Source organism: Chitinophaga sp. 30R24, from assembly GCF_049056765.1.
Taxonomy (GTDB): domain Bacteria; phylum Bacteroidota; class Bacteroidia; order Chitinophagales; family Chitinophagaceae; genus Chitinophaga.
This window is the reverse complement of record NZ_JBJGXX010000014.1, coordinates 32,197-55,716: the sequence shown is the minus strand read 5'-3', so window position 1 is coordinate 55,716 and position 23,520 is coordinate 32,197. Positions and strand designations below refer to the sequence as shown.

The window sequence follows — 23,520 nt, the reverse complement described above, 5'->3', positions numbered from 1 at the left end:
ATACGTATGCCCCTGTTTGTCAGGGGGTACTAATTTGATGAAAGCGATCCGGCCAGTTTAGGCGCAGAGATAAGTGTTGATCCAGCCAGACGACGGCGCCATGTTTGATTGCTCCTGCACAATTTCCTGCCAGATCTGTAACGTAAGTGCTGTGCTCCCGGTTACCTCAGGTTCATGCGCCTCATTTGTTTGTACCAGGTAAGCTGGGGCTATCATATGATGCGTATCTGGGTCCATGCGTAAATGGCCGCGGGGACTGTCGAGTGTAACATCATAGAAGGCGGTTAGTATGTCTTTAGCCCGGAATTGATGCGTATCTGTAGTATGGTAGATGTGCCCGAGCATAATGCCGGTGCTCCATCCATGCATACCGGGTAAATTAGCATCACGGCCTGTATATTGTTGAAATTGTGTTTTTAGTAATTGATTTTGGTGGTTGTTTAGTGTAGACACCCACGGTACATAACCGATGATCCGGAAGGGCAACTGTAAAGTGCCATATGTGGTAGTCAGGGTTTCATCCAGCAGCATGGGGCTACCGAAAATCTGCAGGTGTTGCGCTGCCTCACTTTCCTGCAGTTGTTGCAGGAAGCAATGCGCCAGGTCGCCATTAAACAAGGCTAATAACGTTTGTACGTCACTGTTTGTTTGAAGGAATTGCCGCAGTGGGGTAGTGTCAAAGTCTTTTACTTTATATTGGCTTACATAATTGTAGGCGATAGCGCCTCCATGTTTTATATACGCCTCTGTCATAGTATGGGAGTGGGAATACCCCCCATCATAGTACGAAGTACAAACTGCTGCCTGGGGGGCCAGTTTGCCTGCATACAAGCCGGTTAACCGGCATTGTATGGTATGGTTAAGCGTATGTGATAATACGGCGGGATGTGGTTCCCAATCGTGTATATATTTAGCGCCGCTATGTACTAATATAATGAGGCGGTTTAACGCTTTGGCCAGATCGGCAGTTTTTTTTACTGTATCCTGGTCTGCATAAATGATCAATAGATCTACACGATTTTCCAGTAACATTTTTTCCGCTTCAGCTGCTATCAGGTCTGCATCTGTTCCGTAGCCGATATTCCCGGTAAGCATATCTGCCTTTATCTGCTGGTATTGCAGGTAGGCCTGTATCCCTTGCAGAAAGTCGTGGTGCAGCAAAGGATGGAAAGTAGATCTGGGTAAAAGTGCGCCTATCTTCATGGACATTGGATCTTTGATCACGTTGCTGACGGATATATACCGTATAAGGAAATAATGAAATTAATGGCAGTAAAAGGCTGCATATTGTTTTTAGGTTGATTGTTTCCGGTAGGTTGTACCTGTAACATGGTGCCTGGCGCAAAAGAGGCGACCTTGAGTGGTCCCAAACGGTTGGTGGCATGCTGGTTGGTACTATAAATCAGCGGGCCGCTGGTAATAGCAGGATAATTGTTATCGGCCTGGGAAAGGGTGCCGGGGTTTTCTCCCAGGGTGGTAACAGCCACAGTCCCGGTAATGTTATGGGTGTGTGCGGGCAAATTTGCGGCAACGAGTGCTAATGATTCCGCCCCACCGAAACTCCCTAATGGATAAGAAGGATTTATATGTAACGGTACCCTGCCGCGGAGGTCAGGTAGCATAAAAGTTGTTTGGCCATCGCCGCCATAAGTGGTGCCGATCAGGTTAAATAGGGTGTCATTCTCAGCAATAGAAAGGATTTGTCCCTGACAAAACATCCATCCCGCCGGTGCAAAGTTGCCTGCGAATATTCTTATTTCTCCTATAAAAGGCATTCGTAAACATATTTAGTAGTTATTGATTCCCATCCCGGCAGTGATCTCTGCTGCTATCGGGTGGGTTACCAATCCAGAAATAGCGTATAATCTATATAGTGAATTAGCTTCTTGGTGGAAATACGCCCTGCATCGCAATGGCATATATCATGGTCACAGAAGGCTGCATATTGTTTAGTGGTACAGCATTACCTACAGTGCCTGCCACCAGCGAGTGATTGATGGGGGCCATGGTACCGGCGCCGGAAGTGTTGTTATACAAAGCATCTGAAGCCGCTCCTGTTCCCAGGAAGCTTCCTACCGGATTATAGGTATTATTAACATCTCCTGCCGGCAGCGATAACGGCCGGTTAGCGATGGTATGCGTATGCGTTGGTAGTTGCGCAGATGTTAATGTAACGGTATCTGTACCCCCGGTGGCGCCCAAGTACCAATCGGTGAGTCCAGGTCCCTGACCGGCGCCTATCAATACCTGGCCTGCCAGGTTGGGCAGTGCAAATGAGGCTCTGCCATCGCCGCCATAGGTGGTGCCTAATAAGGAAAACAGGGCGGTATTGCTACTAATAGGTAGTAGCTGCCCATTACATTCACTCCATCCTCTAGGAGGAAAATTAAATGCGAACATGCAAATTTCGCCAACGAAAGGATCATCTGCGGCCATAGTGATAATATGTTAATTTCTTGAAGGGAAAACACCTTGTAGTGCTATGATAAAATTGAGAGCCCGGTAAGGCATCATGTTGTTAAAAGGGGTACCTGCTGGCATGTTTGGTGCAGTAACAAATGGCCCGTTTGCAGGATCGGACGGTAGTGTAGCTCCTGATACAGGCGCCATCTGATCGTCTGCCCTGGCGCTGAACCTGGCAGTAGTGCCAGGGGCCGGGTAGGCATTTGCAGGGCTGTTATCATTTGCTGTACCACCTGTGGGTAGTTGTAGCGTACCCGTTATCTGATGTGTATGAGCAGGCATTTCTGCCACCGTAAGTGTATGATTAGCCTCACCGGTGACGGCTCCCATAGGATACGTGCCGTTTTGATGCATCAATACGCGCCCACGCATATCAGGTAGGGCGAAATTTACCGTCCCATTGCCGCCATAGGTGGTGCCTAGCAGGGAAAATAACACCTGGTTTTGATTGATTGGTAATAAGGCGCCATTACACATGGAGTAGCCTCTGGGTGCGAAATTAAAAGAAACCATCACGATCTCTCCAAGAAAGGGGGTAGACATCTGCCAATAAGCTTATGTGTTTATGCAATAAAAAATCCTATGAAATAATAATCTTTTCTCGACAAGAATTGTTGCGTAAATGTAGGATATTTTTTATCAAGATAATTAAATTTTGTTTGCCAGAATTCATTTGAAAGTATTTACCTTTATTGTACTTACCTTACATATTCCCTTTATGCATATAGCACGTCGCGCTTTTCTCCGTAACACTTCCATGGCAACAGGATTGTTGTTTTTGCAACAGCCATTTCGTATGCTGGCTGCCGTGAGTAACAATGCTACTTATATTCCTGGCAACAACAGAGAGCTGTTTGTCCGGCATTCAAACGACCTGCATGGGCAGCCACTCCGCCTGCAACCTGGCGAACAGGGCCTATTGGTAGATGCAGGTGATTTTACAGATGGCAGTACTAACGTAGCTGCACATAGGGAAATGATTGCTGCGATGAACCATGCGGGTTATCATGCTGCCACCATTGGCAACCGTGAGCTGGCAAACGGGCAAGCGGCCCTGTCTGCATTGATCCCAGACATGCAGTTTGCCCTGGTTAACTGTAACTACCGCTTTTCAGATAAGGCATTAGCCCAACAGGTGCAGCCTTATAAAATCGTATATGCAGGCAGGTTAAAAATTGGTATTACCGGCGTAGGTCCTCAATTACCTGCCAGTTCAGGCGTTACTTACTTGTCGCCGGTAGAGGCGGTGAACAAAGTGGCTGCCAATCTTAAAAAGCAGCAAGGCTGCCAAGTAGTGATCTGTCTTTCCCATCTTGGCTATCAGCAAAGCGGAACCGATGTCAATAATTATCATATCGCTACCCATTCTTCTCATATTGATAGCATTATTGGTGGGCATCAACATGAATTCCTGCAGGGAACCATGGTGCTCCGCAATGCTTTGAACCATGAGGTATACCTTAGCCATGCAGGTGGTAACGGACAAATGATCGGGAAAACCCAGATGTTGTTTAATGATGATTTACAAGGCTGCGGTGTGCTGCCTAGTATGATGGAGGTATAGCCCAGGATCATCTTTCTATCCATGCCGCATATAACTGCCCAGATCTATATAGGGAGGTCCGCTCGCCCAGCTTTACTATTTTGCTGTAACCCAGTGTTGTAAACAAGCGTTTTAATGCCTCAAATTTCACGGGGTAAGGTACCCATGGATTGGGAATAGCAGTGTCGTATTCTACAATCAGAAAAGCGCTATCCTTCTTCATGCTATGTTGCAGTGTATGGATCAATGTGGGTTTGTCGGCTACGTAATGCAGGGAGTTGGCCATTAGTATCCCATTCAGTTCACTTAGCCGGATATCTGCTTTCACGAAATCTATTTGCCTGGGAAGGATGGTAACCTGATGTGGGTTGGGTTGCTCTTGTAAGATAATGTTACTTTTATCCAGCGCATAAATGGTACTGCCAGCTGGCAGAAGATGGGCCAGGGCAAAAGTAAACAGGCCGGAACCGCAGCCAAGGTCTGCCCATTTCCCCGCGGGGAGCGGAGCCAGGTCTTTACCTGATATCATTGAAATCGCCTCTTGTAACTCCATATTACCAAATATCTTGTTAATCATTGCAAAAATAGCAGAGTATTACTATCTTGACGCATTCAAATTATGTACGCATGAAGAAAACTCTCGCCGTTTTAGTAGCTTCCGCCTTGTTTGGCAGCACAGCTATGGCGCAAGCGCCCAACACCCTGAGCAAAAAAGAAAAAAAGGAAGGTTGGAAATTATTATTCGATGGTAAAACTACCAAGGGTTGGCATACCTATCTGAGAGATACAGTAGGCGCTAAATGGCAGGTGAAAGATGGTGCATTGGTATTTGATCCTACGCAGCCCAAATCCGGTGGTGGTGATATTGTTACCAACGATGAATATGAGAACTACGAATTGAACCTGGAATGGAAAATCTCCAAAGGCGGCAATAGTGGTATTATTTTCGATATCCAGGAAGATCCGGCTTATCGTGCTACTTATCTGACCGGTCCTGAAATGCAGGTATTGGACAATATTGATGCCGACGATAATAAAAAAGAAAACCACCTTGCAGGTTGCCTGTATGATATGGCCGGTGATGCTACTGTTTCCAAACCTAAACCAGTTGGCGAATGGAATCAGGTAAAAATTATCCAGGATAAAGGCCACCTTACTTTCTGGCTTAATGGCATTAAAACTTTTGAAGGACAAATAGGAAGTGAGGAATGGAATAACATGGTGGAGAATAGCAAATTTAAGAATAAAGGATTTGAGCATTTTGCTAAAGTGGCTAAAGGAAAGATCGCGTTGCAGGAGCATCCCGGTTCCAGCCAGTGGAGAAATATCAAGATCCGCCAGTTGTAATAAATGGCTTATAAAGCATAAAAGAAGAGGGTGTATCATACTTTGATACACCCTCTTCTTTTAGATACACCGATGGTGTTTAAGCGCTTCTCGGGCGCTTAACTTATTTTGTCTCCTCCTCTTTTAAGGTTTGTTTACATTTCATTGGGCCTTAATTTCGCCGGGCCGGATAAAACAGGTAACTGCCGGAGCAATTGTTTCATTTTGGTTTTCCGGTAAACATTAATCAACCGGTTTTTCCGGTAGGATAATAGGGTGGCAAGTGCCAGCAGGTCATTTTCTCCGCTTACCTCTGCATATTGCAAGCAAAAAAAGGAGAGCAGGGATAAAGGGAGATCCAGGCGGCGCAGATTTTTCATACGGTAGTCGAAAGACTCGCGGCTGAACTTGATCCGGTTATTATCTACCAGTTCAAAATCATATTCATCCCCATTCTTTTTATAGAGGATATTGCTCACAGAATAATCCTTATGGTAAATATTCCGCTGGTGTAACCGGTAAGTAAAGCCTGCCAGCCGGTTTAATATATGCTGCTGCTCAGTAGCCGGTAAGCCAAACATATCCTGTAACTGATGATAGTCGGTGTAAGCGCAAATGAAATAGCTATCCCGCAATTGGTAGCCTTCAATACATTCAATATAGGCGATCGGTTCGGGTGTCATAAAGCCGTTGTCGATGAGACGCTTGGCATGTATGAAAGCCCTTTTGGCTTTAGAAGGCCTTAGTGTAGCATAACAAAACCTATTGAACAGGTAGATATGCTGGTAGGATTTAATGACCAATTTTATGTTATGCTGTGTATCTACCCGTATCACGTTACGGGAGTCATGGATCACGTTGCCCATCAAATTAAAACTGATGGGGATTTCTTGAATATAGCCTCTTAAAAACTCATATTGAGGCGCTAATGCTATACGAACATCCATTTTAAATTTGTTGCCAGGCTTAAAAAATAATTTTTCAACCCTTTCCTCGTGGGAAAGCGGACAAAACTAATGGAACAGTAATAGGCGGTTAGCAGAAACGGGTTACCTGTCTAGGTTAATGAGTATTAGGTGAATGTTATTGTTTAAACAAATTTGGAAATTTTTTTGGGAATCAACAAATTTAAATAAAAATAACGGCAGCATCTACGCAAGAGATCATCATCAGGATCTCTTCCAGGTAGCGTTGATAGCTGTTTTTGGCAGATATCATGCTTTAATCTGTGTAACGGAAGCCAGAAAAGAAGTGCACCTGCCGGGATATATTCATTTAATCTGTGATAATTATGTATCTTTTAGTAATGTTTGATTTAACGCCCGGAGAATTTTCCGGAGGATCTTGTAATCAGTAGCTTGTTGATCACCCTGTCTTTTTTAATAGCCTCATTACTCAATTAACCAATAAAGTAAAGTACAGTGTCTGTTATGTTACAACAACCAGGAAAATTGCTATGGTGCCTTGCCGCGTTCTTTAGTTGCTCCGGCTATTCTTTATGTGGACAACAGCGTTGGCAAATGCAGCCGGTGCCGGTACAATCCAGGTGGGCTAAAGCAGTAACGCCCGAAAATGTTTTACCTGCTTATCCCCGTCCGCAGCTGGAACGCGCCAGCTGGCAAAATCTTAACGGTCTTTGGGACTATACCATTACAGCAGCAGATGCTGCAGCACCGGCTTCCTTCGATGGAGAGATCCTCGTACCTTTTCCCCTGGAATCTGCCCTTTCCGGCGTAAAGAAAAGCCTGTTGCCACAACAACGTTTATGGTACCGTCGTGAACTGACGATCACACCGGCCAGTGGCAAAAGAACCTTGCTGCACTTTGGGGCGGTCGATTGGCAAACCACTGTATTCCTGAACGGAAAAGAAGTAGGCAGTCACACCGGCGGCTATACGGCTTTTACCATTGATATTACCGATGCAGTGAAGCCAGGTGTTAACACCCTGCTCCTGAAAGTATACGACCCCTCTGATCGTGGAATAGGTCCACATGGTAAACAGGTGCTAAATCCTGCCGATATTTATTATACTTCCAGCTCCGGTATTTGGCAAACCGTTTGGCTGGAACAGGTTTCCCACGATTATATTGCTTCCCTGGATATGACGCCGGATATAGATAACGCCCTGCTTAAGCTCCGTGTAAATGCGCCGGTAGGATACACAGTGGAAGCCACTGCACTGAAAGACGGCACTCCTGTTGGTACAGTAAAAGGGAAGAGCGGCGAATACCTGCAGCTACCAGTAAAAGACCCGGTGCTTTGGTCGCCCGGCAGCCCTTTTTTATATGATCTTGCTATCCGGCTGCGCAAAGGCGGTAAAACAATAGATGAAGTGAAGAGCTATTTTGGTATGCGTAAGATCGCTGTTGGAAAAGATGATAAAGGTGTTGACCGCATTATGCTGAATAATCAACCTTATTTTAACCTGGGCACACTCGACCAAGGCTTCTGGCCAGACGGGTTATATACGGCACCTACTGATGAAGCGTTGGCCTTTGATATTAAAGTGATTAAAGCAATGGGCTTTAATACCATCCGTAAGCATATTAAAGTAGAACCGGAAAGATGGTACTATTGGGCAGATAAGCTGGGCATCCTCGTTTGGCAGGATATGGTAAGTCCTAACTACCAACTGCCTGAAGGCGCTAAAGCCGCCTTTGAGCAGCAATGCCGCGAAACACTGGAACAGTTGCGTGATCATCCTGCTATTACTACCTGGGTGTTGTTCAACGAAAAATGGGGGCAGTTTGACCAGCAACGTCTTACGGAATGGATAAAAGGTACCGATCCTTCCCGCTTGGTAAACGGTCACTCCGGCGAATACCTCTATGTGAACGAAAGATTGCGCAGTCCCAGCCCCAACGCATATATCGGTGCCGATCTTACTGATGTACACAGTTACCCCAACCCCATGAACGCGATCCGCATTCCTGGTAAAGCGCAGGTACTGGGCGAGTTTGGCGGTATAGGTGTTTTTATTCCTGATCATCAATGGAATATTAATAGTGCTTGGGGGTATATTCTGGAAAAGCCGGCTGCCCTTAAAGCCAAGTATGCGATCATGAACCAACACCTGCAATTGTTACAACAGCAAGGCCTATCCGCCAGTATCTACACACAGCCCTTCGATGTGGAAGGAGAACAAAACGGATTGCTTACCTACGACCGTGAAGTAGTAAAGATTCCTTTTACTGAGATCCGGAAAATACATGCCCCTTTAAACCCCGATATGGGTGCCATGCCGGATATTACAGCGAAAGACGCAGACCTTACCGATCCTTCCGCTACTTACAGCGCAGGGTTTCAGGAATATATAGATGGTAACCGGGAGACAGGCTTCTTACGTAAACTCGCTATCCTGGCTTCACAAGCCGGGGATAAAGAGGGCGCCGCTAAAATAGGCAATGATTATATTGCCGCCTTAAAACAACCTTATACAGAAGAGGATTTCCAATATATTATGCAGGTAACCGGCAGCGTGAACGATACTGGTTATGCGATTATCCGCAACAATAGCCAGGCCATCGATAAAGTGATGGGCGACCGGCAAGCCGCCATTAAAATGATGAACCTCATTTATCATGATCTGATCGCTCCATCGGTACCGGATATGGGTAGCCCCAATTGGTCTGTTATTTCAGATGCAGTAAAGCCTTATGGCGCCGCCGGAGAAGAAATATTACTGCGTGCTAAGACCATCTATTTCTTAAATAAGCAGGATAAAACTGCTTTTGTACCCGTGGCAAAAGAATACCTGGATAAATATGGCCAATTTGTAAAAGTGGATGAAAAGAGAAAACTGGAAGCATTTATGAATTAGCCTATATACTTTAATGCCTATACGAAAAATGGCTACTTTCGTATAGGCGCTTTTATGGAATGTTAGATCCTGTGCCCAGCCACTGCAGCGCATTCAGGATCAATTTGTTTTGTGTTTCATTGGCAAATGTAGAAGACAGTTCCCGGTGGCTATGATGTTCATAGTCAATATCGTTATGTCCCATATTTATGTATAGCATTCTGTATCTTTTGTTGCTCCATACCACAGGATAGTAGCCGTTATGCCATATCTCGTGCGCTTTAGGGCCGGTACCAAGCGGAAAGCTCACCGGATCTATAGAAAGCAGGATACTGATGTCTGGGTTCTGACGTAGGTCATTGCTCCACCGGTACCACTCGTTGGGAGCAGTGGAGAACGTATCTGGCAGGTTCCGGGTAGCCGGATGCTGGCGGTTTTCTACACGCACAACGGCGGAAGTAGGCGGCCAGGTATTACTGACATAAGATCCGGCGCCCAGGAAGGTATTATGGTACCAATCCCAGTTTTGTGGAAAGGCAGAAGGAGTAAGCGCAAAGGCAGAAAAGTGAAAACCTATCCAGGCGCCTCCATGCTCCATATATTGCTGGAAAGCTGCACGTTGGGCCGGATCATCTGGCCGTGTATCCAAGAAGAGCACTACCTGGTATTTCGACAGGAAGCTGGAGTTAAGGTTTGCCCAGTTGCTGGTAGTATCGTAGGTGAAATGGTATTTTGCTGCCATAGCAGGAAACCATTTGTTAGCCTCGTAAACAAAGCTGATATGCGCTTGGTCGTTTTTGCCGGTATAAAAAGCAATGACGTGGAACCTGGGCTTTTCCTGCCGGCACCAGGCTATGTAATTGCCTGTAAGCATCAGGCATAGTAACAGGATGCTTTTATGGAAGAAGCACTTCATAAAATGATGAATGTATGCGGAACAAAATAATAGTTTTGGAGTTAAAATTTTTTTATTTCTGATGACCGTTTTAGACCTTGCTTTTGAAGCAGAAAGTGCTGTTTGTTAAATAGTTTGTACAGGAATGTCGCGAGTAGCCCTTATGCATCGCTTGCCAGAACCAGCAGTGGGGTACATTTGTAATGTATATAAACATTACAATGATGCAAAAAATATCCCCATCGCTCTGGTTCGATGATAATGCAGAAGAGGCAATTGCCTTTTATTCCTCCATCTTTAAGAATTCGAGGATATTAGACACTTCTTACTATGATGAAAATGCTCCTATGTTAAAGGGAACTTTGCTGGCGGCCACTTTCGAGTTGGACGGCCAGACATTTACAGCTATTAACGGTGGCCCCGCTTTTCCTTTCACAGAGGCCGTTTCTTTTGTAGTGAATTGCGAGAACCAGGAAGAAGTGGACTATTACTGGGCAAAGTTGCTGGAAGGAGGTGGTAAGGAGGTGCGATGCGGTTGGCTGAAAGACAAATATGGTTTATCGTGGCAGATTGTACCGGTAGTACTTAAAAAACTGATCGGCAGTGCCGATGCCGAAAAGGCAGCCAGGGCAATGAAAGCCATGCTGAAAATGGTAAAGCTGGATATTGCCGCATTGGAGAAAGCTTATTATGGAGAGCCCGCCATTAATAGTTAAAGCTATTCTTCCGATGCCTATATTTGTGCGCACAGCAATCTAACGCAATATGCTTCGGAAATCAATGGTCTTCTGCCTGCTCCTATTGTCTTTTTTGAAATTATCAGCGCAGGAAAACGATGAACTCAACAGTGGATGGCAATGTATGAACGTTGCAATGGTGAAAACAACAGGACAGGAGCTATCGGACCCCAATTACCATTTATCCGGCTGGCTGGCGGCCACAATACCCGGTACCGTGCTTACTACCCTCCTGAATAACAAACAGGTACCAGACCCGATGTATGGCATGAACAATGAAAAGATCCCGGATATCTATCATATAGGCCGTAATCATTATACCTATTGGTTTGTAAACGATTTCAACGAAAAACCAGCTACTGGCAATGGGCAGGTATGGCTGCATTTCAGAGGAGTGAACGATGGCTGCGATATTTACCTGAATGGGCATCGTCTTACTGCTACTACTCACTATGGCGCATATCTGCGTCAAACCTATAATATTACTCCTTGGCTGGCTAAAAACGGTAAAAACAGGCTGGCCGTTATTGTATATCCGTCGGCGTATCCGGGTAATCCTAACGGCGGGCAAGGAGGGGATGGTACTATTGCCAAAAACGTAGCTCCTCAATATACGGCAGGATGGGACTGGATACAGCCTATGCGCGACCGTAATACCGGGATCTGGGATAAAGTAACCATTGAAAGAACCGGTGCTGTACGTATCAAAGATCCGCAGGTGATTACCCGGGTGCCCGGCGTCCGTAAACCGGAAGAGCCCCAGGCACCGGCCATCATTCAGGTAGGTGCTACATTGGAGAATGCTACTGCTGCCAGCGTTACGGGTGTTCTGCGTTATACCCTGCAAGGTAATACCATCGATAAAAAAGTTACACTGGCCCCGCATGCCACTATTGTTGTACAGTTGCCAGATCTCATGCTGAAACAGCCCTTGCTCTGGTGGCCCGCTGGTTATGGCCCACAGCAGTTATACCAGTTACAATTGCAGTTCCTGGACAATGGCCGCCGGGACGATACCGAAAATGTGGAATTCGGGATCAGGGAAATACAGACTTACTGGAACGCACACACGCGTAGCCGGGAAGTGGCGGTCAACGGTCAGCGGATCTTTATTAAAGGTGGTAACTGGATCACCTCCGATGCTATGTTCCGTTTCAGTCAGGAAAGGTACGACGCTGAAGTGCGCTTTCACCGCGATATGCACCTCAACCTGATCCGCATCTGGGGCGGGAGCCTTACCGAAAGGCCGGAATTCTACGAGGCCTGTGATAAGTATGGGCTGCTGGTATTCCAGGATTTCTGGATGTCGGGTGATTGTAATGGCCGTTGGCAGGACCCGCTGAAGAAAGAAGACCAGTGGTCCCGTCGCCAATATCCTGATGACCATTCGCTGTTCCTGGAAAGCGTTGCCGACCAGGTGAAAATGTTACGGAACTATCCTTCTCTGGCCTTCTGGTGCGGCGGTAATGAAATAACGCCACCAGCAGATATTTTCAATGCGATGAAAGATACGCTTCTTCCTGCGTTGGATGGTACCCGTTATTTCTTCGATTATTCCAACTCCGACAGTATGTCATATAATTCACTGGGCGGCAATGGTGATGGTCCTTATGGTATCCAGACTATTGCGCATTTTTGGAATGAGCGCACTTTCCCGTTTAACTCAGAAGTGGGCTCGGTAGGTGCCGGAGATTATGAATCCCTCGAAAGGTTCCTGCCTGCCGAAAGCCTGGTAACGCCCGATGCTACTGGTAAAACAGAGGCGGTATGGAATTACCATAAGTATATTGCATACAATAACGCAATAGATCCTTACGGTAAAACAACCGACCTGAAAGAATGGGCGAATAAAGCCCAGTTGGCGAACTACGACCAGTACCGGGCTTTAATGGAAGGTTTCAGCGCCCATATGTGGGATTGGTATACAGGGGTGATCATCTGGAAAACACAGAATCCATGGACGGCGCTGAGAGGCCAGATGTATGATTACTACCTGGACCCTAACGCTTGCCTGTACGGCACCCGTAAAGGCGCTACTCCGCTGCATGTGATGTATAATCCGGTAGATGGTATGGTAATGGCAGTAAACAATACCTTTAATTACGCCCGTAACCTCATGCTGGAGCTGAAAGCATATGATATGCAAGGTCATGATACGCTATTAACACAGGTGTTTGTAGAAGTAGGTCCATCTATGGTACAGCCTTATCTCTCTGTGAAAGAGGCTATAGACCAGCTCCGGGCAAAGCAGGGGGTGTTCTTCTCTCTGCGCTTGTTTAACGCCAGTCAGGAAGTGGTAGATGAAAACCTGTACTGGCTGCCTGATGCGGCGGGTAATTATTCCGGCCTGCAGCAAATGCCTGCAGCTAACAATATTACACTGACCGCTCATCAATCGGCTGCCGATAGCATTACGGTTACTCTCAGTAATCCTGCCGGCGCTCCTTTGGCTTTCTTTAACCGCTTGTCGTTAGTGAATGCCAGCAGCAAAAAGCGCATTTTACCAGTATTTTACAGCGATAATTATATCACCGTATTGCCGGGGGAAAAGAAAACCGTGACCATCAGCGGCGCGATGGTAAACCGTGCTGGTGCTGCCTTGATAGAAGTATACGGTCATAATGTAAAACGCCTATATATTACGGTGCAATAGTAGTTTCATGAAAAATACAATCACTTGTAGGTACAAGTGATTGTATTTTTTGTATTTTCATTTCGTTAATCTGTTCCCCTATGACCCTGTTTGTAGCTGTTTTTGCCCGGGACCTGGTTTTTGAAAAGAGAAAATTTCATTAAATGCAACAAAACTATTAAGCAATGACCTCAATGCTGGAAGTTAAGACGATCCGCAAATTAAGTCCTAATGAAAAAATCCCCTACGACCTCTTATTACTTGCCGACCCTTCTGTAGCTGTTATCAATACTTATTTGCCTTCGGCAGAAGTATATGTCCTGGAAAAGCAGGAGCAGATTATCGCCGTATATGTATTGGCGAAGAACGGAGATACAGTAGAGATCAAAAACATTGCTGTGAATCCTGTTTGGCAAGGAAAGGGGATAGGCAAATTGCTGCTCCAGGATGCTTCTCTGAGGGCGCGCATCAGTGGGTACAGGCGTATTTGCATAGGCACTGGGAATTCCAGTATTGCGCAGTTGTCCTTGTACCAACGACAGGGCTTCGAGATTGCTGCCATCATCAGAAATTATTTTACCCTTCATTATGCCGAACCAATCTATGAAAATGGCATCCAGTGTAAGCATATGATTCTGCTGGAAAAATTATTAAACTGATGCCGGCCAATCTGCTTTTTCGATATGGGTTCTTGTTTTAGGTAAACTATCTGGGTAGTGTTCCTGTATGTATTTAATAAGGTGTTCCCGTATATAGCAACGCAGGTCAAAAGCATCTCCCGAATTATTGGCGCTCATCAGGGCTCTTATTTCAATGGTGCGTTCACTCGTATTGGTTACCTGTAGTCCTTTTACCCGTTTGTCCCACAAAGGTGATTGTGCCAGCAGGTTTTCGTAAACCGTTCTCAGCTCGGCAACTGGTATGGTATAGTCGAGGTAAAAGAAGGCAGTACCTAATATTTCTGATCCTGTCCGGGTCCAGTTCTGGAAGGGCTTCTCTATAAAATAGTTAATAGGTAGGATCAGTTTCCGTTGATCCCAGATATTTAGTACTACATAGGTGAGCGTAATTTCTTCTACCCGTCCCCATTCTCCTTCTACCACCAGCACATCGTCTATACGGATAGGTTGTGTAAAGGCAATCTGGAAACCGGCCAGCAGGTTACTGAGTGATTTTTGGGCGGCAAATCCGATGATAATACCGCTTACACCCACACCGGTGAGGAGGCCGGCTCCGATCTTCCGTAATCCGTCGAAGCTGAGTAAAATGGCACACACGGTTAATATCAGGATAATGGAGATCACCAGTTTGCGGATAAACTGTAATTGTGTGCGTATTTTCCGTTCTTTCAGGTTGTTGGATCTCTTCAGGTCGTAGGTATGGTATACATAGTCTTCCAATACTTTCACAATGCCAATGATTACTGTTGCAAAGGCAAGGGTGAGCGCAATTTCCAGGGCTTTGTCCAGGATAGGAGCAAACTTGGGTTTGAAGCGCATTATGGGCAATACCATATTGAGCAGGAGCAAGGGAAGAAAGTAATTAACGGGCTTGCCTAAACGTAGCAGTATACTGTGTACGAGGGAATACTCGTTGGCGTTACCGGCCGATTTGCGCAAAAAGAAAGCCACTAAAAATTTGATCAGCCATCCGGAAAGGATAGCTATACCTGCCAGTATCAGGTTCCATAGGAAGTTGGGCAGGTGGTCTGCTTGTTCTGTTAATTGATTCCACATGTGCGCCTATGCCACAAAGATGATGCCTGTATATAGCAGCAGCGTTTACGGAAGAAGACTTATTTTAAATCCTCTTATCACACCGGTCATTGCATCATATTTAACATTGCAGTAATAAATAAAATATATATTTACGCCGTGTAAGTACTGAGCGTTATCCCTTATGTTGGTTAATCTGTATGAAGAAGTAGTATTCCCGTGTCAGTGAAATGTTTCAGTTATAACGTTTAAGGATATATTGTTTGCCGAAGGCCATTATTATCAATGGTGCTGATAACCTTGTGTGTGTTTGTATGTAGCATTATTTAACCCTATATAATAAATATCCCAACCGGTAATGAGCGTAGCTAAAATTTTAAAGAACGTTTTAATAGGTTGTTTGTTGTTTGCCCAGAGCGCTAAAGCGCAACAGGATTTTTTACGGCATTTCAATCAGGATTTAACCCCTTCCCCAATGGTGAGTGCATTGGGCACTTATGGGGGTATTGATGTAAAAAAGAACACCGGCGGCATTGGTAAGTCTATCAGTTTGTTGGATGTTAAACAAGGCAATCTGGTATATAGCCCTGCGATTAACTATTTTTCTACTGGTATCCGGGTAGATGATTGGGGGAGCAGGATAGGAACGGGCTGGATAGATAATATAACGGCAGTGATTACACGAACGGTAAAAGGTGCGGCAGATGAAAGGGCCCAAGGCAGGGTAGGTGATGGCAGAAATGAGTTCGGAGAGCCTGATGATCCCGCCTATACTGCCACTGCGAGGGATAAAATTATCAGGATGTCTGCCCATAACACTTCATTAGATGGGCAGTATGATGAATTTTCGTATAATCTTTTTGGCCTTACCGGCAATTTTATTATCAAAAACAATAAGGCAGTATTACTTTCCCCACAAGATAATATCAAAATAGAGATCGTTACAACTTCCCCTACTTATCAATTTATCCGCATTTGGATGGTCTGGAGAAGATGCGGAGCGTTATGATAAAAAGATGTAGCAAACATTAAAAGTAGCATAGATTATTTTGGGTTGGATTGGTTCAAACAAATACAATTTGTGTTCATACTGCCAGATCAGCGTATTGAAGAAATGATGAAAGAATCAGGTGCTAGCTATATGAACCCTTTATTTAGGATGCTTTATCTTGCCTTGGAGTCAAATGGAGGGAAGCTTGATTTTTCTGCATATCACCTTTCTGTAGAAATAGCTAAGCAGGCAGGAAAAAATTATCCACTTGATGGAGATGATATTCTTTACCTTGATAAAGGCCCGTTTTTTATTCCAGGCAGCAGTAGTAATGCTTATAATCATATGGATGCTGGGAATTGGCTGTGGGGTAATGTAAATAATAGATTAGGGAACAGTGTTTTTAAAGCCAAACAATTAGCTACCAAGTTTAATTCTAAAGATTCTGATGCTGATATTAGGGCTATTATAGTTGGATGGTTTTATCAAATGGGGTTTAGGACATCTGCAGTGTCTAATAAGTAGTTTTATGAAAGTAGCAAAATATATCGTTTTATTTTTGTTTTTGATTGCTGTGGTATTTTTTTGTTTCCGTAACTCTAAAGAGGAAAGGCTAAGAAGACAGATTGATACTTACAATAGAAGAGTAAAGGGATATCTGGAAAAAGATAGTCTAAGTAAGGCGTCATATATTAAGCAGGACACCCTTAGAGATAATTAAGATTGTAAGATGAGAGCGCCGCAGGGGGTGCGCTCCGTCCTGAAGTGCACCCCAAAACTTAGACAAAATTTTATTGATTTAGGCGGCTTTTTGATACACCCTCTTCTGCAAAGCTTATACTATATATTACTGTCCTTGTTTCTTTTTCTTGGAATGATCCACAATGGCTCCGGTTCCAGCACCTACGCCAGCGCCAATAATAGTGCCGATAGCGGCGCCTTTCACATGGTCTTTGTTTACAATAGCGCCGGTAACAGCGCCCGCACCTGCGCCAACTACAGCGCCTTTAGCAGTATGACTCCAGGATTTCCATCCTTTCTTTTTAGCTGCAGGGACAGGAGCCGGTGTGGTGGCGTCGTTGCTAAGTTGTTGTGCACCAGCTGTTTCGGTAGTATGGGCTTTCTGTGCATTAATAGAGTCGGCGATCTGTTGTTTTACGGCATTTACGGTATTCAAGGAATCAATAGTCGCTTTTTGAGCTTTTTCAATAGCGGCTGCATTATCGGGATTACTCTTACAGGAAAAGAAAATAACGACTGCTGCTAAGGCTACAAGTATTTGTTTCATGGTTAAAGGTTTATTATCGCCGCCAGTTAACTAAAATTGTGCCAGATTAGTTCAGAGCGCAAAAAGAAGTTGATATGACCTGCAATTTGATTCAGAGGTGGGCTTTTCGGCGTTATTGGGTGAATACCCTGGATTTAATTGGTGAAAGACAATCCAGATAATAGAAGAATAGCCGGTATGGGCCCGGCTATTCCTTTTTAGTGAAAACAACAATGGAAAGAATGTTACCGGTGGTGTCTTCCGCGGCCTGTATGAGACCCGGCATGTTGTTGAGGGAAATGCTGTTGGTGTACAGCCATCGATTCATTATTTTGACGTCCGCCATTAGCCGGAGCGGAGGTTTCCGCCCTGTTGATCCGATTGCCTGCGCTGTTGTCTGCTATCCTTTCTGGTCTGTTCCCCGCCCCATTCTCTGATCTGCGTACTACCTGGCCATCACTGTTGGCGATGAACTGACTTCTTTCCGGACGTATATTCCTTTCGTGCGATACCTGTTCTGTTGTTGCGGGAACATGTTGTTCCCGGTCGGCCACTTCTTCCGTGCGTATAGGCCTGGCCGTTATACCTCCTGTACCATTAAAACTGGTCCTGTTATTATTCACTATGGTGGTGTTGTTCACCACTGTATTGTTAATATATGTATTGTGTACAATGGTAGTATTAACATTGGTAACTGCTGTATTATAGCGGTAAACATTACCTTCCCATATACCGCTGCTAAAGCCTACACCGCTATATCCGAAACCATAGTTAATGCCTCCGTAAAAGCCTACGTGAGGTCCCCAGTAACCGGCATGCCAGCTATACACGCCTCCTGTAAATCCCCAATATCCTGGGGTCCAGAGTAACCCTGGCCGGGGCGGACTTACCCACACGCCTGGTATCCAGTAATAACCTGCAGGGCCATATGCCCAATAACCCGGCGTCCAGATATAACCTTCTACAGGGCAAACCGGCTGCGTATATACGGGTAATACGGGTGGAGCTATGTTGATGGAAACACCCACACTTACCTGCGCTTGTGCGGAACGGGTAGCCAGGGCACTTGCGAACAATGCTAAAGTGATAAGTGTCTTCTTCATGTCTGTATTAAAACTAATCCTATAGTATGACGGTATCATATGGAATAAGTTTAACCACTCGTCAGATATGTTCATGAACTGGATAAAAATAAACATCGCCCACTGCGCTGCTGTTACAGTGAAGTTAGGTGCTTTGCTTTGTAGGCTTGCAATGCCAGATTTTTAGCCGGTGATGCACTAATTAGATAATAAATATTTTTCAAAACTGGCAATTCCATTTTCAAGGAAATATTCAGCTTTCGGGGAAGGATCAGCATAGCGATTGCCCGGCAGTCTTGATCCTTTTACCAGGATGATTACCAGTCTCGGTTTTACATAGGTAGAAAGCGTTTATGGGAATGATTTATGTAATTGTTTTAAATTGATTATTAGAGGCTTGTACCATTTCTTGTTTTTATTAATTGCATAAAATGAGGGAATCCCTATTTTTAGCACTGTATTTACGGGAAACGACTGATGATAAAATATAGCAGGGTATACCTAAAAATAAAACAACTATATCCATGGAAAATAATCTTGCAGAAGAAAAATTAGCGGCGCTTGGATTGGTATTGCCTCCTGCACCTGCTCCCCTCGGCGTGTACAAGCCTTGCCTGATAGATGGTAAATACCTTTACCTGTCTGGTCATGGCCCTGTGCAAAGCGATCGCTCGTTGATCATCGGGCGCATAGGTGATGCCTTGGATATGGAACAGGGTAAACAGGCGGCTAAACAAGTAGGCTTAACGATGTTGTCTACTATCAAAACACATGTAGGCAGCCTTGATAAAGTAAAACGGGTGATCAAGGTATTGGGAATGGTGAACTGTACACCCGACTTTGAACGCCATCCTTATATTATTAATGGCTGCAGCGAATTGTTTGCCGCTATATGGGGAGAGGAAAATGGAGTAGGAGTAAGGAGTGCGGTAGGCTTTGGCTCCTTGCCAGACAATATTCCGGTGGAAATAGAAGCTTTGTTTGAACTATACTGATTGGTATTAAAGAGGTAGCCCGGGTAACATGTAATTTGATAAGCAGCAGGGCATGCCAGACATATTATAATGGCTAACAACGATTAAATTATGTTTACGATAGATGCACACCTGGACCTCAGCATGAATGCTATGGAGTGGAACAGGGACCTGCGCCAGCCTGTTAGCGCCATCCGCGCCAGGGAGGCGGGCATGAATGATAAACCGGACAGGGGAAAAGGCGTGGTGTCATTTCCTGAATTAAGGAGAGGAAATATTGGTCTTGTAGTAGCTACACAAATAGCCCGTTATGTAGCACCGGATAATCCCCTGCCGGGATGGCATTCGCCTGCGCAGGCCTGGGCGCAAACACAGGGGCAACTGGCCTGGTACAAAGCGATGGAAGAGGCCGGAGAATTGGTGATGATCCGGAATAAAGAGAGCCTGGATAAGCATTGGCAACTTTGGAACAATGGCATGCCCAACGATAATAAACCCATTGGGTATATTCTCAGCCTGGAGGGGGCAGATTCTATTATCCATCTCAAATATCTGGAAGAAGCATACAATAAAGGCTTACGTGCAATTGGCCCTGCTCATTATGGGCCAGGGCGTTATGCCAATGGTACAGATGCCACTGGGCATCTGAATGAACAGGGCCGCCAGTTGCTCAAAGCGATGGAGCAACTGCACATGATCCTGGATGCTACCCATCTTTGTGATGATGCTTTCTGGGATGCGATGAACCTTTTTGATGGCCCGGTATGGGCCAGCCATAATAACTGCCGCGCGCTTGTTAACCATAACCGCCAGTTCAGCGACGACATGATCAAAGCGCTGATCCAAAAAGGTGCGGTTATCGGTGGTGCCCTCGACGCCTGGATGATGGTGCCCGGATGGGTAAGAGGCCAGTCTATTCCCCAGGCCATGGGTTGCAATCTGGAAAAAGTGATCGATCATATAGATCATATCTGCCAAATAGCGGGTAACTCCCTGCATGTAGGATTGGGTACCGATCTCGATGGCGCCTTTGGAAAAGAACAATGCCCCTACGACCTGGAAACTATCGCCGACCTGCAAAACTTGCCGGCAATGTTGTTGCGGAGAGGTTATAGCGCCACGGATATAGAAAATGTAATGTATGGCAATTGGTTGCGCTTTCTGCGCAACGTGCTGTAGAAGGGAAGGGGGCTGACTGCCGGGGATAGTAATGTGATTTGATGGGATTGATGGATTTGTGCGAAAAAACAACAAAAGTTAAAATATCTTCGCACCGGTCTTCGAAAACCAGGACGATCGCAACAATCACATCAAACACATTATATGTTTCTCGAAGTTTCTAATATCAGTAAACAACAGCATGGCGCTTATATACTAAAGGAGGTTAGCTTTACACAGCAGCAGTTTCAGAAGATTGTGATTGCAGGTGAAACAGGATCAGGTAAGAGTAGCCTGATGAAGATCGTAGGAGGAATGGGGCAAGCCGATTCCGGTACGGTGATGTTTGAAGGAAAAAGAGTGCCCGGGGCGCTGGAAGTGTTGATACCTGGCCATCCGGGAACCGCCTACTTATCGCAGCATTTTGAACTGAGAAATAACTACCGCGTAGAAGAAATACTTTCTTATGCCAATAAACTCACCGATGAAGAAGCGGCCGAAATATATGCCATCTGCAGAATTTCACATTTGCTGAAACGTAAAACAGACCAGCTGTCTGGCGGAGAAAAACAACGTATTGCTATGGCCAGGTTGCTGATCTCCTCTCCCCGTTTGTTTTTGCTGGATGAGCCGTATTCCAATCTGGACATGATCCATAAAAGTATTTTAAAGAAAGTGATCAATGATATTGGCGAAAGATTGGGCATTACCTGTATGCTGATTTCACATGATCCATTGGATATTTTACCCTGGGCAGATGAAATACTGGTGATGAAAGACGGAGAAATAGTGCAGCAAGGTTCGCCTGCACAGATTTATAACCAGCCGGTCAATGAATATGTAGCAGGTCTTTTTGGTAAATATAACCTCATTACGCCCGCCAACGTTGCAATCCTGGCAGGATTGCCAGGAATCGTCTTCAATGAAAAAAGTATTTTTATACGGCCGGAAGCCATTAAAATTGCCCGTACCAAAAAAGACGCTATTCCAGGCAAAGTGCTCAGTGTAGACTACTATGGTAGCTATTGGGAAGCAGAGATAATGCTGGCTGGCGCGGCGCTTACAGTAAAAGTAGCCGATGGCAAGCTTAGAAAAGGTGCGAAAGTGAATATAACAATAGCGCCGGAAGCAGTATGGTATCTCTAAGGAGTATTAGTAAAACCACGATATGGTTTATTACGTAACATTGCGCTGGTTCTGTCGTAAGAAACGGCATAATGCAGTATAAGGACGATGATTAGCCATTTGGCAGCCTTGGGATATCCCAGCTGATGTAACCCGGCAACTGTGAGGCCAAATAAAATCCATTCCAGGAGTAGTCTTACAATTCCTGGTACTTCCACTGGCGCGGGTTTAGGGTCGTTGGGTATACGGAAATAGCCCCATAGTATGGCGGCAGCCAGAGGAAAGGCTATGGCTAGTACAAAGCGGAGCGGCGAGGATGATCCCAGTTGCCAGCCCCAGGCCCCTAATACTCCTATCATCATCAATTCCAATAGAAAGCGAATCGTTAAATTCAGTGGATGTGCGTTCATCGTTTTGTTTGTGTAAAATAAAATACTTTTACGCTAATTTCTGTATAGTATAATAAATAAGTTATGAAAAAATGGATGCTATTGTTAGCGGTTGTTGTATTGGGTTTCCCCGGAAAACTGTTTGCACAGTCCCCACACCCATATGCCAATGATATTCACACCATTCAGGAGTATGACAAAATATATGCGCCACCGGTACACCCTATCCTGTTTATAGGTAGCTCTTCTATCCGTAAATGGGATGACCTGGAACGCAATTTTAGTAGTTATGTGGTATTGAACAGAGGTATAGGTGGCGCCGTTACCAACGATATTACCTATTTTGCAAATGAGCTCATTTTCCCTTATCAGCCGCGCCAGATCGTGATTTATGTAGGGGAAAACGACTTGCCAGACCAGCAGTCGAATGCAGACAGTTTACTGCATCGCTTTAAAGTGTTGTATGCCACTATCAGAAGTAAACTGCCTGAGGTGCCATTGGTGTACATTTCTATGAAGCCTAGTCCTTCCAGGGCTGCTTTCTTTGAAAAAGCTAAACAAAGCAATGCCCTGATCAGGAATTTTTTATCGGACAAAAAAAATACAGTATTTGTAGATATTTATCCTAAAATGCTGGATAAAAGCGGTCAGCCGCGCAAGGAACTTTTTCTCGACGATATGTTACATATGAACAAACAAGGGTATGCTATTTGGGAAAACGCCGTACGTCCTTACCTGTTAAAAGTACAGCACTAATCATATTAGTGCGCCATACTGGTAAGGCAGCAGGCCTGCTGTGGTTGGAAGAGTGGAAAAAAAAGTAACTTGCCATTGGATTAATACCGCTTTATTACGTATGATACTCGATACTTTGCAGAATGCCCATCTTTACTATCGTCTTGGTGTGAAGTTTATCAAAGCCTTTGAATTCCTGGCGCAAACAGACCTGACTGCTTTGGAAAAAGGCAAATATGAAATAGATGGCACCAACATCTTTGCAATGGTGAACGAATATGATACGGTAGATGCTTCCACAGAGCAGATGGAGTCACATAAAAAATACATCGACGTGCAATACATGGTGTCCGGATCTGAACTGGTAGGACACGATTTCTTGCTGGAACAGGTGCCTTCCAGGGCGTACGATGAAGTTGCCGACTTTCAGTTGTTTGCTGAGCAACCAATGTTTTTCTCCCGCCTGGAAAAAGGTATGTTTGCCATCTTCTTTCCCACCGACCTACATATGCCAAATATCCAGGTTAGTACACCCATGCCGGTAAGAAAAATAGTGATAAAAATAGCCGTTGGCTGATCGACAGATTTACCGCTCGTCACAACAGCGTCCTGGGGGCTATTAGAAACAAAACATATTTCCTAGATTTAGGGATGCGTTATGTTTTTATTACTCTGATACTGATGCTGA

24 protein-coding genes are annotated in these 23,520 nt (G+C 45.0%); 13 read left to right on the top strand and 11 right to left on the bottom strand.

What is annotated here, in order from left to right; genetic code table 11:
- Positions 1–57: 57 nt before the first annotated feature.
- From ACDQ55_RS19695 to ACDQ55_RS19680, 4 genes are all read right to left on the bottom strand, one after another.
- The gene (locus tag ACDQ55_RS19695) at positions 58–1,203 is read right to left on the bottom strand and encodes an ABC transporter substrate-binding protein (protein WP_420983281.1); all 1,146 of its coding nucleotides are present in this window, start codon (positions 1,201–1,203) and stop codon (positions 58–60) included.
- Positions 1,204–1,220: 17 nt separating this feature from the next.
- Positions 1,221–1,775: a phage tail protein gene (locus tag ACDQ55_RS19690; RefSeq protein ID WP_420983280.1), complete on the bottom strand. Its 555-nt coding sequence runs from the start codon at positions 1,773–1,775 to the stop codon at positions 1,221–1,223.
- Between the two features lie 103 nt (positions 1,776–1,878).
- Entirely contained in the window at positions 1,879–2,436 is a 558-nt protein-coding gene (locus ACDQ55_RS19685; RefSeq protein WP_420983279.1) for a phage tail protein, read from the bottom strand.
- A gap of 12 nt (positions 2,437–2,448) precedes the next feature.
- Positions 2,449–3,006 (bottom strand): phage tail protein, encoded by a 558-nt coding sequence (locus tag ACDQ55_RS19680; RefSeq protein WP_420983277.1) that lies wholly within the window; start codon positions 3,004–3,006, stop codon positions 2,449–2,451.
- A 175-nt stretch (positions 3,007–3,181) separates the two neighbouring features.
- Here ACDQ55_RS19680 and ACDQ55_RS19675 point away from each other — a divergent pair, with 175 nt between their 5' ends.
- On the top strand, positions 3,182–4,027 hold the full coding sequence (locus ACDQ55_RS19675; RefSeq protein WP_420983275.1) for a metallophosphoesterase: 846 nt from the start codon (positions 3,182–3,184) through the stop codon (positions 4,025–4,027).
- Positions 4,028–4,034: 7 nt separating this feature from the next.
- Here the strand turns inward: ACDQ55_RS19675 and ACDQ55_RS19670 are convergent, their stop codons facing one another.
- A complete protein-coding gene (locus ACDQ55_RS19670) occupies positions 4,035–4,559 on the bottom strand; it encodes a class I SAM-dependent methyltransferase (RefSeq protein ID WP_420983274.1) in 525 nt (174 codons plus the stop codon).
- 74 nt (positions 4,560–4,633) lie between these two features.
- Between ACDQ55_RS19670 and ACDQ55_RS19665 the strand changes: the two genes are divergently transcribed.
- A complete protein-coding gene (locus ACDQ55_RS19665; RefSeq protein ID WP_420983272.1) occupies positions 4,634–5,353 on the top strand; it encodes a 3-keto-disaccharide hydrolase in 720 nt (239 codons plus the stop codon).
- A 134-nt stretch (positions 5,354–5,487) separates the two neighbouring features.
- Here the strand turns inward: ACDQ55_RS19665 and ACDQ55_RS19660 are convergent, their stop codons facing one another.
- A complete protein-coding gene (locus ACDQ55_RS19660; RefSeq protein ID WP_420983271.1) occupies positions 5,488–6,279 on the bottom strand; it encodes a lipopolysaccharide kinase InaA family protein in 792 nt (263 codons plus the stop codon).
- 483 nt (positions 6,280–6,762) lie between these two features.
- Between ACDQ55_RS19660 and ACDQ55_RS19655 the strand changes: the two genes are divergently transcribed.
- On the top strand, positions 6,763–9,153 hold the full coding sequence (locus tag ACDQ55_RS19655) for a glycoside hydrolase family 2 protein (protein ID WP_420983269.1): 2,391 nt from the start codon (positions 6,763–6,765) through the stop codon (positions 9,151–9,153).
- 52 nt (positions 9,154–9,205) lie between these two features.
- On the opposite strand, the gene ACDQ55_RS19650 is transcribed toward ACDQ55_RS19655, so the two are convergent.
- A complete protein-coding gene (locus ACDQ55_RS19650) occupies positions 9,206–10,048 on the bottom strand; it encodes a ThuA domain-containing protein (RefSeq protein ID WP_420983267.1) in 843 nt (280 codons plus the stop codon).
- Positions 10,049–10,248: 200 nt separating this feature from the next.
- Here ACDQ55_RS19650 and ACDQ55_RS19645 point away from each other — a divergent pair, with 200 nt between their 5' ends.
- From ACDQ55_RS19645 to ACDQ55_RS19635, 3 genes are all read left to right on the top strand, one after another.
- Positions 10,249–10,743 (top strand): VOC family protein, encoded by a 495-nt coding sequence (locus tag ACDQ55_RS19645; RefSeq protein ID WP_420983265.1) that lies wholly within the window; start codon positions 10,249–10,251, stop codon positions 10,741–10,743.
- A 49-nt stretch (positions 10,744–10,792) separates the two neighbouring features.
- Entirely contained in the window at positions 10,793–13,417 is a 2,625-nt protein-coding gene (locus tag ACDQ55_RS19640) for a glycoside hydrolase family 2 protein (protein WP_420983263.1), read from the top strand.
- Positions 13,418–13,581: 164 nt separating this feature from the next.
- On the top strand, positions 13,582–14,055 hold the full coding sequence (locus ACDQ55_RS19635) for a GNAT family N-acetyltransferase (RefSeq protein ID WP_420983262.1): 474 nt from the start codon (positions 13,582–13,584) through the stop codon (positions 14,053–14,055).
- On the opposite strand, the gene ACDQ55_RS19630 is transcribed toward ACDQ55_RS19635, so the two are convergent.
- Entirely contained in the window at positions 14,047–15,132 is a 1,086-nt protein-coding gene (locus ACDQ55_RS19630) for a mechanosensitive ion channel family protein (protein ID WP_420983260.1), read from the bottom strand. The genes ACDQ55_RS19635 and ACDQ55_RS19630 overlap by 9 nt on opposite strands.
- Positions 15,133–15,469: 337 nt before the next feature.
- Between ACDQ55_RS19630 and ACDQ55_RS19625 the strand changes: the two genes are divergently transcribed.
- Together ACDQ55_RS19625 and ACDQ55_RS19620 are read left to right on the top strand one after the other, a co-directional pair.
- A complete protein-coding gene (locus ACDQ55_RS19625; protein ID WP_420983259.1) occupies positions 15,470–16,120 on the top strand; it encodes a hypothetical protein in 651 nt (216 codons plus the stop codon).
- A gap of 72 nt (positions 16,121–16,192) precedes the next feature.
- A complete protein-coding gene (locus ACDQ55_RS19620; RefSeq protein WP_420983258.1) occupies positions 16,193–16,627 on the top strand; it encodes a hypothetical protein in 435 nt (144 codons plus the stop codon).
- Positions 16,628–16,949: 322 nt separating this feature from the next.
- Here the strand turns inward: ACDQ55_RS19620 and ACDQ55_RS19615 are convergent, their stop codons facing one another.
- Together ACDQ55_RS19615 and ACDQ55_RS19610 are read right to left on the bottom strand one after the other, a co-directional pair.
- A complete protein-coding gene (locus ACDQ55_RS19615; RefSeq protein WP_420983257.1) occupies positions 16,950–17,390 on the bottom strand; it encodes a hypothetical protein in 441 nt (146 codons plus the stop codon).
- Positions 17,391–17,614: 224 nt separating this feature from the next.
- Positions 17,615–18,472: a YXWGXW repeat-containing protein gene (locus ACDQ55_RS19610; RefSeq protein WP_420983256.1), complete on the bottom strand. Its 858-nt coding sequence runs from the start codon at positions 18,470–18,472 to the stop codon at positions 17,615–17,617.
- Positions 18,473–18,975: 503 nt separating this feature from the next.
- Here ACDQ55_RS19610 and ACDQ55_RS19605 point away from each other — a divergent pair.
- From ACDQ55_RS19605 to ACDQ55_RS19595, 3 genes are all read left to right on the top strand, one after another.
- Positions 18,976–19,446, top strand: coding sequence for a RidA family protein (locus ACDQ55_RS19605; protein ID WP_420983255.1), 471 nt, complete (start codon positions 18,976–18,978; stop codon positions 19,444–19,446).
- A 90-nt stretch (positions 19,447–19,536) separates the two neighbouring features.
- Positions 19,537–20,604: a dipeptidase gene (locus ACDQ55_RS19600; protein ID WP_420983253.1), complete on the top strand. Its 1,068-nt coding sequence runs from the start codon at positions 19,537–19,539 to the stop codon at positions 20,602–20,604.
- 144 nt (positions 20,605–20,748) lie between these two features.
- Positions 20,749–21,729, top strand: a complete 981-nt coding sequence (locus ACDQ55_RS19595; protein WP_420983252.1) for an ABC transporter ATP-binding protein — start codon at positions 20,749–20,751, stop codon at positions 21,727–21,729.
- On the opposite strand, the gene ACDQ55_RS19590 is transcribed toward ACDQ55_RS19595, so the two are convergent.
- The gene (locus ACDQ55_RS19590) at positions 21,726–22,118 is read right to left on the bottom strand and encodes a YrdB family protein (RefSeq protein ID WP_420983251.1); all 393 of its coding nucleotides are present in this window, start codon (positions 22,116–22,118) and stop codon (positions 21,726–21,728) included. The two genes, ACDQ55_RS19595 and ACDQ55_RS19590, sit on opposite strands and share 4 nt — an antisense overlap.
- A 63-nt stretch (positions 22,119–22,181) precedes the next feature.
- Between ACDQ55_RS19590 and ACDQ55_RS19585 the strand changes: the two genes are divergently transcribed.
- Positions 22,182–22,853 carry a GDSL-type esterase/lipase family protein gene (locus ACDQ55_RS19585; protein WP_420983250.1) on the top strand — a complete coding sequence of 224 codons (672 nt, stop codon included), beginning with the start codon at positions 22,182–22,184 and terminating at the stop codon, positions 22,851–22,853.
- A gap of 100 nt (positions 22,854–22,953) precedes the next feature.
- A complete protein-coding gene (locus tag ACDQ55_RS19580) occupies positions 22,954–23,409 on the top strand; it encodes a YhcH/YjgK/YiaL family protein (RefSeq protein ID WP_420983248.1) in 456 nt (151 codons plus the stop codon).
- The last annotated feature ends 111 nt before the right edge of the window (positions 23,410–23,520 follow it).

Excerpts from the sequence above, each read along its gene's own strand:
- ACDQ55_RS19585 (WP_420983250.1), top strand. The coding sequence starts at position 22,182 with ATGAAAAAATGGATGCTATTGTTAGCGGTTGTTGTATTGGGTTTCCCC.
- ACDQ55_RS19615 (WP_420983257.1), bottom strand. The coding sequence starts at position 17,390 with ATGAAACAAATACTTGTAGCCTTAGCAGCAGTCGTTATTTTCTTTTCC.
- ACDQ55_RS19665 (WP_420983272.1), top strand. The coding sequence starts at position 4,634 with ATGAAGAAAACTCTCGCCGTTTTAGTAGCTTCCGCCTTGTTTGGCAGC.
- ACDQ55_RS19590 (WP_420983251.1), bottom strand. The coding sequence starts at position 22,118 with ATGAACGCACATCCACTGAATTTAACGATTCGCTTTCTATTGGAATTG.
- ACDQ55_RS19630 (WP_420983260.1), bottom strand. The coding sequence starts at position 15,132 with ATGTGGAATCAATTAACAGAACAAGCAGACCACCTGCCCAACTTCCTA.
- ACDQ55_RS19635 (WP_420983262.1), top strand. The coding sequence starts at position 13,582 with ATGACCTCAATGCTGGAAGTTAAGACGATCCGCAAATTAAGTCCTAAT.
- ACDQ55_RS19675 (WP_420983275.1), top strand. The coding sequence starts at position 3,182 with ATGCATATAGCACGTCGCGCTTTTCTCCGTAACACTTCCATGGCAACA.
- ACDQ55_RS19695 (WP_420983281.1), bottom strand. The coding sequence starts at position 1,203 with ATGAAGATAGGCGCACTTTTACCCAGATCTACTTTCCATCCTTTGCTG.
- ACDQ55_RS19600 (WP_420983253.1), top strand. The coding sequence starts at position 19,537 with ATGTTTACGATAGATGCACACCTGGACCTCAGCATGAATGCTATGGAG.
- ACDQ55_RS19605 (WP_420983255.1), top strand. The coding sequence starts at position 18,976 with ATGGAAAATAATCTTGCAGAAGAAAAATTAGCGGCGCTTGGATTGGTA.
- ACDQ55_RS19670 (WP_420983274.1), bottom strand. The coding sequence starts at position 4,559 with ATGGAGTTACAAGAGGCGATTTCAATGATATCAGGTAAAGACCTGGCT.
- ACDQ55_RS19680 (WP_420983277.1), bottom strand. The coding sequence starts at position 3,006 with ATGTCTACCCCCTTTCTTGGAGAGATCGTGATGGTTTCTTTTAATTTC.
- ACDQ55_RS19610 (WP_420983256.1), bottom strand. The coding sequence starts at position 18,472 with ATGAAGAAGACACTTATCACTTTAGCATTGTTCGCAAGTGCCCTGGCT.
- ACDQ55_RS19655 (WP_420983269.1), top strand. The coding sequence starts at position 6,763 with ATGTTACAACAACCAGGAAAATTGCTATGGTGCCTTGCCGCGTTCTTT.
- ACDQ55_RS19645 (WP_420983265.1), top strand. The coding sequence starts at position 10,249 with ATGATGCAAAAAATATCCCCATCGCTCTGGTTCGATGATAATGCAGAA.
- ACDQ55_RS19685 (WP_420983279.1), bottom strand. The coding sequence starts at position 2,436 with ATGGCCGCAGATGATCCTTTCGTTGGCGAAATTTGCATGTTCGCATTT.
- ACDQ55_RS19595 (WP_420983252.1), top strand. The coding sequence starts at position 20,749 with ATGTTTCTCGAAGTTTCTAATATCAGTAAACAACAGCATGGCGCTTAT.
- ACDQ55_RS19660 (WP_420983271.1), bottom strand. The coding sequence starts at position 6,279 with ATGGATGTTCGTATAGCATTAGCGCCTCAATATGAGTTTTTAAGAGGC.
- ACDQ55_RS19640 (WP_420983263.1), top strand. The coding sequence starts at position 10,793 with ATGCTTCGGAAATCAATGGTCTTCTGCCTGCTCCTATTGTCTTTTTTG.
- ACDQ55_RS19625 (WP_420983259.1), top strand. The coding sequence starts at position 15,470 with ATGAGCGTAGCTAAAATTTTAAAGAACGTTTTAATAGGTTGTTTGTTG.
- ACDQ55_RS19580 (WP_420983248.1), top strand. The coding sequence starts at position 22,954 with ATGATACTCGATACTTTGCAGAATGCCCATCTTTACTATCGTCTTGGT.
- ACDQ55_RS19650 (WP_420983267.1), bottom strand. The coding sequence starts at position 10,048 with ATGAAGTGCTTCTTCCATAAAAGCATCCTGTTACTATGCCTGATGCTT.
- ACDQ55_RS19690 (WP_420983280.1), bottom strand. The coding sequence starts at position 1,775 with ATGCCTTTTATAGGAGAAATAAGAATATTCGCAGGCAACTTTGCACCG.